At 44.4% G+C, this 7618-nt stretch carries 5 protein-coding genes and 1 tRNA gene; 5 read left to right on the top strand and 1 reads right to left on the bottom strand.

What is annotated here, in order from left to right; genetic code table 11:
• The 3 genes from SU32_RS17350 to SU32_RS16775 form a co-directional block, all read left to right on the top strand.
• A partial coding sequence (locus SU32_RS17350; RefSeq protein WP_054000535.1) for a hypothetical protein occupies positions 1 to 1432 on the top strand: 1432 nt, incomplete at its 5' end.
• A complete protein-coding gene (locus SU32_RS16780) occupies positions 1426 to 2679 on the top strand; it encodes a glycosyltransferase (RefSeq protein WP_054000534.1) in 1254 nt (417 codons plus the stop codon). The genes SU32_RS17350 and SU32_RS16780, both read left to right, overlap by 7 nt.
• Positions 2645 to 4711, top strand: coding sequence for a hydrolase (locus SU32_RS16775; protein ID WP_144421191.1), 2067 nt, complete (start codon positions 2645 to 2647; stop codon positions 4709 to 4711). Before SU32_RS16780 ends, SU32_RS16775 begins: the two co-directional genes overlap by 35 nt.
• On the opposite strand, the gene SU32_RS16770 is transcribed toward SU32_RS16775, so the two are convergent.
• On the bottom strand, positions 4708 to 5862 hold the full coding sequence (locus SU32_RS16770; RefSeq protein ID WP_082376865.1) for a glycosyltransferase: 1155 nt from the start codon (positions 5860 to 5862) through the stop codon (positions 4708 to 4710). The two genes, SU32_RS16775 and SU32_RS16770, sit on opposite strands and share 4 nt — an antisense overlap.
• A 407-nt stretch (positions 5863 to 6269) precedes the next feature.
• Here SU32_RS16770 and SU32_RS16765 point away from each other — a divergent pair.
• A tRNA-Gln gene (locus SU32_RS16765) sits at positions 6270 to 6344 on the top strand.
• A gap of 1158 nt (positions 6345 to 7502) precedes the next feature.
• Positions 7503 to 7618: adenylyl-sulfate kinase (locus SU32_RS17190; RefSeq protein WP_342670099.1), on the top strand; the 116-nt coding region annotated here is incomplete at its 3' end.

The following is a 7618-nucleotide window of genomic DNA, read 5'->3' as shown; positions in this document are numbered from 1 at the left end:
TGACGATCGCGATAAGACGATCCAGTCTCAAGCGGCATTAATTGATGATCATCGCACTCATTGTGAATTTCTGATTCAATGTATGGCCTACCTTGATAGGCAAAGCTTAGCCGCTCATCTCGACTCGAAAAAAATAAGCGAAAGACTGCAGAGTCTTGAAGCGTCAATTATACCACAAAGCACCCATCCTTTTTCAGATATTGCTTTCAGTCTTTATCAGTTCATTGAACGTTTATTCACTCGTGCTTGTAAAGAGGGCGTACGCGATCTTTATTTCCTGTCTCGTGAAGGTTGGGATTTAAAAGAGCTGTTTGAAATATTTCAGAATAAAAATAATATATCTGTTCCCATCCGCACGCATTACTTGGAAGCCTCACGCCGCTCTTCTTTTCTTCCATCGTTAGGGCCTTTAGCAGACGAAACATTCGAGGTTTTATTTCGTCAATATCGAGCCATGTCACTGGAGAGCTTTCTTAATAGTTTAGGGCTTGAAGTTCATAGCGCTATTATATGTGAAGGGTTAGGGGTGGATGAAGCGGGCTATCGCCAACGCCGTGACGATTTACCAAAGGATCCTATATTTGAGAAATTGAAAGGGCTAGCGGTTTTTCAACAAATCTACGAATCTGAAAGAGAAAACCGGAGTGCGGCGCTTGCGCAATATGTAGCCAGTTTCACTGATGGGGCATTGCCCGAAAAGCTAACTCTAGTGGATGTGGGTTGGAAAGGCTCTATTCAAGATAATTTGTACCGTTGGTTATCACAACAAAAGGACGAGCATGCTCAAGTTCATGGCTTCTATATTGGGCTTAACGCTTCAGGCGCAATGGATGAGAGAAACGTCAAAACGGGGCTTATGTTCGAAGGTATACATGGCCACTCGCGTGGCTATAATATTTTAAATGAAAACCGTTCTTTGTTTGAGGTGTTGCTGCCTGCCCGTCATGGTGGACCTTACAGTTATGAAGTCGATACTAAAGAAAAAAAACCTGTCGTCCTACATGAGCCTTATTATGAAGAAGAAATGGTTGCGACAGAGATTCAACCAATTGTTGTAGAAATATTTGAAAAGTTTAGAGCAATTGCGAGCCACCAGACTCACTCACCACTCCCCGATGAAACGTTGTTTAAACTTACCTGCAAACGTCACTTCCGCATGGTATTCAACCCTAGCCAGGCAGAAATGGATTGGTTGTCGCGGATTCATCATCGTGAGAATTTTGGTGTGTTTGAAGAGTCCGCTCTGAGTCCTGATACGAATGCCAGTTCGTTGATAGAACGGTTACGCTTTACTTATCGCCTCGTATTGCGGACCCGCCCCCGCGAAATTGGTTTTTGGCCCTACTTAAGCTTAAAACGCCGTGCATTTTATGGGGTGTCAACTGCTTACCGCGTGCTGCGCAAGTGGCAGGAAAGGTCTTTAAAATGCTAGAAACACCAAAAGAAGCCAAGCAAAGTATTTGCTTTTTGGTTGGCTCAGTGGCGCTTAGCGGGGGGACATATGTGATCTTCCAGCATGCCCAGTTCTTACAGGAAAAAGGCTACAATATAACTATTGCGGTGCAAGAGCCCTTTGATGAAACAACCACAAGCTGGCATGATTATGGTCATAAACTCAATTGTGTTCCTTTTGACGAAGCAAAAGTTGATAACTATGGGCTTGTGATTGCAACTTGGTGGAAAACAGCCCTGCAGATTACTGAATTTAAAGCGCAAAATTACGGCTATTTCGTTCAATCAATTGAGTCGCGTTTTTATTCAGAGGAAGAAAGTCCTTTACGGGATTTGGTGAATGCGACCTATAAATTACCAGTTAGCTACATCACTGAAGCCGTCTGGATTAAAGAGTACTTGCATCAAAATTTTTGCCAAGACGCGACGCTCGTTCGTAATGGTATTCGCAAAGATATCTACCGTGCAAGAGCTTCGATTGCTGCACCGCCGCAGAAACGCACCCAGCCGCGTGTTCTGGTTGAAGGGCATTTCAATGTACCATTCAAGAATACTGCCCTTGCTGTCAAACTGGCTCGGGCTGCGGGGGCGCGTGATATATGGGTGTTAACAGGCTCTGCTGTGAAGCGTCTTCCAGGCGTTTCGCGGGTGTTTTCCCGTGTACCCATCCATGAAACCGCAAATATTTATAGCGCTTGTGATATTTTGTTAAAACTCAGCACAGTGGAGGGAATGTTTGGACCGCCACTGGAAATTTTCCATTGTGGCGGCACTGCTCTTGTCTTCGACGTGACCGGCCATGATGAGTATATTGTCCACAATGAAAATGCTATTGTGATTAAAGGATTGAATACTGAAAAGGTTGTGGAAGAGCTTAGTTCACTTCTGAGCGACTCTGATCGACTTGCCGTACTCAAGCAAGGCGCAGCAAAAACCGCCAAGGATTGGCCGGACTGGATGCAATCATCAAATCTGTTTTGCAATTGGGTTGAGCAAGTATTAGCTGAATCGAAACCTTGCTCTACAGTCGCGATGGAAGAGACTATTCGTGCAGCGTGGAAAACTTATGAAACAAACGAACAGATTCGTCTCAAGACAAAACCCCGTGCCTCTGTCTTGCAATCGCTGAAGACGCGTGTTGTGGCGAGTTCCCCTCGTGTAAAAGAACTGATTAAATATATTATGACAGTAATTGAGGTTATCAATCCCTCACGTCGAGTTTTTTGAAATGTATCAACTTTGTACCGTTGATGTCTGGGATACTTTACTGCGCCGCCGCTGCCATCCAGAAGCAATTAAACTTGCGGTGGCGAGGCATGTGCGATTACGTTATCATTCTCAATTACACCCTGAGATGCAAGATCAATGGGCATTGTATAACGCCCGCATAGATGCTGAACTCACCATCGCGCATCGAACTCGTGAGACAGGTCACGATGACGAATATGAACTGAAAGACGTATTCTATAGGTGGTTAAGTGCAGTTTGTCCTTCGATAGATGCAGATAGTTTAGAGGCTGCAGTTAAGGAGTTGAGACAACATGAACTGCAGGTTGAGATAGAAAACACTTATCGTGATGAAGGGATTTTGACCCTACTAGAAAAATACAAAGCCGAGCGGGTTATGTATTTATCTGATTTCTACATGGCTAGCGATCTTTTGGATGCACTTTTGGCACACCACGGTTTAGATGCTGTGCTATCAGGAGGGCTTGTGTCCTGTGATGTTGGGTTAAACAAGCGCTCTGGTAATTTGTTCCGCTATATTCAAGAACGTGAGGGAGTGCCTGCAGAAGCGCATGTGCACATCGGAGACAACCCACATTCCGACGTTTATATGCCAAGCAAATTTGGCATAAAGGGAGTTCTCTATGAGCCCGAAAAGGCGCATTCTGAACGCCTTGTGCGAAATGAGCTTTTCTCCTCTCGTGCGGCGTTATTCGCTCATGTGCAGGAAAAGATAAATTCTGCTTCGGCAGCAAGCGCTCCGAAAGGCAATCAAACCGCACAAGGTATGTTTTTATTAGGTGTTCAATCAGCCCCCCTTTTCGCTGGACTTGCTTTATTTATTGCAGAGCGCTCTCGTTTAGATAATCTAGATAAGTTATACTTTCTGACCCGTGAAGGTCTTTTCTTTCTACGAGTATTTCAAGCACTTTTCCCTGAAAATCGACATGCAGGTTTAAGCTTGCCCACGGGCAATGTTCTAGCCGTTAGTCGTATTGCAACTTTTTTAGCATCCTTAAATTTCGCTAGCATTGAGGAACTAAGCCGCATTTGGCGGCTGAACAGTCAACAGAAAATTTCAACTCTTTTAAAAATTCTTGATCTTGATCCACTAATAGCGGAACCCTTTCTAAAACGTCATGGATTAGAGTTGGAGATGGTTTTAAATCAGCCACAAGAGGACTCGCGTGTGCAGGCGCTTCTGTCAGACAAAGTGTTCAGTTCTATTCTGATAAACAAGGCGGCTGAGCGCCGAGCTTTACTTAGCGCCTATCTAGAACAAGAAGGAGCAACAGGTGGACATATTGGCATCGTAGATATTGGTTGGCGTGGGACAATTCAGGATAATATAGCTCTTACCCGGCCAGATATACAGTGGAGTGGATATTATGTTGCGTTGCGTAAATTTCTAAATCCGCAGCCGAACAATACTAAAAAACACGCCTATGTATTAGAGGAAGGGCGTGATGGAGAGAAAGATCTTTTTGAAAGTTTTGAGCCGCTAGAATTGCTTTGCAATTGTGCCATTGGCAGCACTATATCATATGTACAAGGAGCCGATGAAACGGTAATTCCACTTGAAGATACGACTAAGGAGGAAGCGGTTCTAATAAAGAATTATGTACGCTATTTTCAGGATGGCGTAACGTTTGCGACAGAACGCTGGGCACCATTTTTGTCGTCCCATGCCGTTTCTTCACAAGAAATGCGCCCCCTAGCGCTAAAGGTTTGGCAACATATATGCAACACACCACCATCAGAATTGGTTGAAGCGTATTATAGCTGCTTACAACACGACCCTTTTGGATTTGGAGGCTTTTTTGATCGGGGTGCGGTACCTTCTTTAAACACAATTGTTTGGGGGATTATCAGTCGGCGAAAACGTCGCGAAGTGATTCATTATGTTCGTCGTACGCAATGGAGCGCGGCCTTAGAGGGGCTGCCTATTGGACCAATACACAAAGCTGCTTTAACGACAGTTTTCCGAATTGCGAAAGTCTATAAGAGGTTCGTTTTAATGCGCCATTCTTAGATCGCGGTTGTTTCTCGACCGGTGTAAACATCAATGAAATTCTTTGTATTATCCTCAATGCTATAACCATTGTTTCTGACAAATTCAGATGCTGCCATACCAACTTTATGACGGGTGTGGTTCTCTTTCTGCAAGTGTTGTATGAGTTGGCTAAGGTGTTTTGCCTGTTCCTCTATACTGTTACCCTCAATGAAAAATCCGGTTTCACCATTTTTAATCAGGGCCATGCTGCCTGGAAATTTTGTGGCGGTCAAAATACAACCGCAAGCGGCCCCTTCAATTAGGATGCGGGGCACACCTTCATTATAACGTGATGCGAGCACAATAATATCCGTTTCAGTTAGTAAGCTGGGCATATTTTCCACTAATCCGAGATAGGTGATGTTCGAAATTTGAGTAAGCTCTCCTGGTAATACGCGATCATCATCGTCTCGGTAGGCTTCACCGGCCACACTAAATTCTATGCTTTTAATACCTTTAAGCTGTTTTGCCGCGAGCATTAGAACATCTAAGCCTTTACTGCGTATCAACCGTCCGGCAAAAAGCACCCTTATTTTTCCTCCATTCTGGGGACGTTTTGTTAATGTGAACTGCTCAAGATTCAACCCTGTACCATTGGTCAAACGTGCTTGGTTTTTATTTATTATACCTTTGCTAATCCAATAATTTTTATCATATGGTGTTTCAAAAAAAACAACTGCATATTTGGTTGCAAACACCAAGAAGGGGTGAATAAACTTTTGCTTAGCTCGTCCCGTTATGGAAGCCGACTGGTTCTCAGAAAATAGCCTGCCCAGTCCGGCCACCGTTATAACAACTTTGCCACGCCATCCGAACATTTTTGCAAGGCGGCTTGCTAATCCTCCGTACAAATATGGTTTAATCGTAACCAAGTGTAAGACTTCGGGCTGTTTCCGCTGAATAAGAAACAAAATTTTCAAAAAGAACCACATGTCACTTATCGGGTTGAACTGAAACAATTTAAGCGACACTGGATGAAATTCAAAGTCCATGTCTCTTGGATGAGAAGAATTCGGCATGGCCATAATGATTGGGCTAAAACCCTCCTCTCTTGCAGCTGAAACAAGGTGCTCTCTGTGATGTAAAAACGGACCAAGCACATTCGTAACGAAAAGTATGTTTTTGCACATAATGGAAAGCTTATAATGTTTGATTGAAGGGGTGACACTAATAGAGGATCAATAAGTGATTCTTATAGCCGCTAAATTACATCAGTTATCATATATTCCAACCTAATAATCGTAAGACTTAGCCAATGTGTTTGTACTGTATGACAATAGCGCTGTTGTGTTCCGAAAGCGCCACCGAACGTTTGAGACATCTGGATTTTTTAGTGAGATTGAGGCTTTTATCATTGAATAAATGCCTAGTCCCCATTTTCACTAGCATTAAACTTGCTTTTCTCTAACCGGGCTCTAAATCACAGTTCATCCCATTAGGTCGAACACATATAAATTGTACTAAGAATAAAAGGATCAATAATTCAAAAAAATATGCTTGAATTACTATGGTTTTTTCGTTAGTCACAATTTTAATTTGGGGTGTAGCCAAGCGGTAAGGCAACGCTTTTTGGTAGCGTGTACCGAAGGTTCGAATCCTTCCACCCCAGCCAAGTTTATTTCTCCTCATTCTCCCCAATTTTTGCCGTCAGCGACTACAGAACAAATTAAAGCAATTGTTTTAGGAAGTGTTTTCGGCGCATCATTGCCGTTGTGAAGTAGAAGATGAGACAGAAATACGAACGGGTGATACAAACATCAACCGTCAGGCCATGTGCGTGACCTTATGGGATGTCCTGCCTTCCCATCAAAACCCGGCTATTGTGGCTGGTGGTGAGTGGAAAGTAGTATTACGATGAATATCGCGGTTATTCGAATTGACTTGGGTAAAAACGGTTTGCAGACTGAGCGCTTTGGATGACAATGGCGCTATTGTTACACAAATGTCTCCAACAGTTCAGGCTTCCGGATTTTTTAAGTGAGCTTCCGGCTTGTATCACTGCAATGGAAACCTACGGAGGCGCACATCAAATCGGCCGTTTTGCCTAAAGCACGGGCACCAGCCGCGCTTGATATCAACCTTATACGCTCCTCTATATGTCAAGGTTCATAAGAATGATGACCACGACACGCAAGCGATTGCTGAAGTGGCAACGCGACTGACGATGTCCTTCGTCGCGATCAAATCGGAAGATTAGCTTGCCGTTTAAGCCCTGCACCGTGTCCTACAGCGGTTGGTCGTCGAACGGACGTGACTAATCAATTAGGGGCGGGGCTGCCTGATGGTGCAGGGAATCCGAATCAGCTCGGGGCGACACGTCTTCCAGAAAGAGTTGATCAAATTGATTCAAGACGGTGCGCCGGAACTGTCGCATCGCATTTTGTTAATGCTGTCAGACTTGGCAAGGTAGTAGGCAACGATCAACAGACGGGTTGATGCCATTGCCAGCGTACTTGTGGTCGCCATTGGCACCGGCAGCAGTGACCTGCTCCCCTGATCGCATCTGTCTATAAGTTAGCTCTGTTTCAACTTGCAGCGCTCCCGAACTTATCCCCATTGAGATTTAGGATTTTTGCCGTTCTGATCATGTTGCCTACCGGTAGCAAGCTTGCAAAGAGATGCTCGTTCAAGCACTCGTCTCCCTTTCATCCGTTGAAGCTCTCCACGACGCCGTTTGCATGGGCTTACTTGGTGCGATCTAACGCTATTCGACTTGCCTGACCTGTCGCCATGTCCATAAATTTCTGGTGACGGACAATGGGGAACACTGTTGCTATTTGTCGCCGAACGACGTATGGCGCGTGATATGGTTAAGGATGGTGAGTTTATTGAGGTATATGTCGACACGCCGCTAAGTGTGGCCGAGGAGCGTGATATAAAAGGTCC

Origin of the sequence: Ahrensia marina, from assembly GCF_001293565.1 — a bacterium.
GTDB classification, from domain to species: Bacteria; Pseudomonadota; Alphaproteobacteria; order Rhizobiales; family Rhizobiaceae; genus Ahrensia; species Ahrensia marina.
This window is presented reverse-complemented; position numbering and strand designations above follow the sequence as displayed.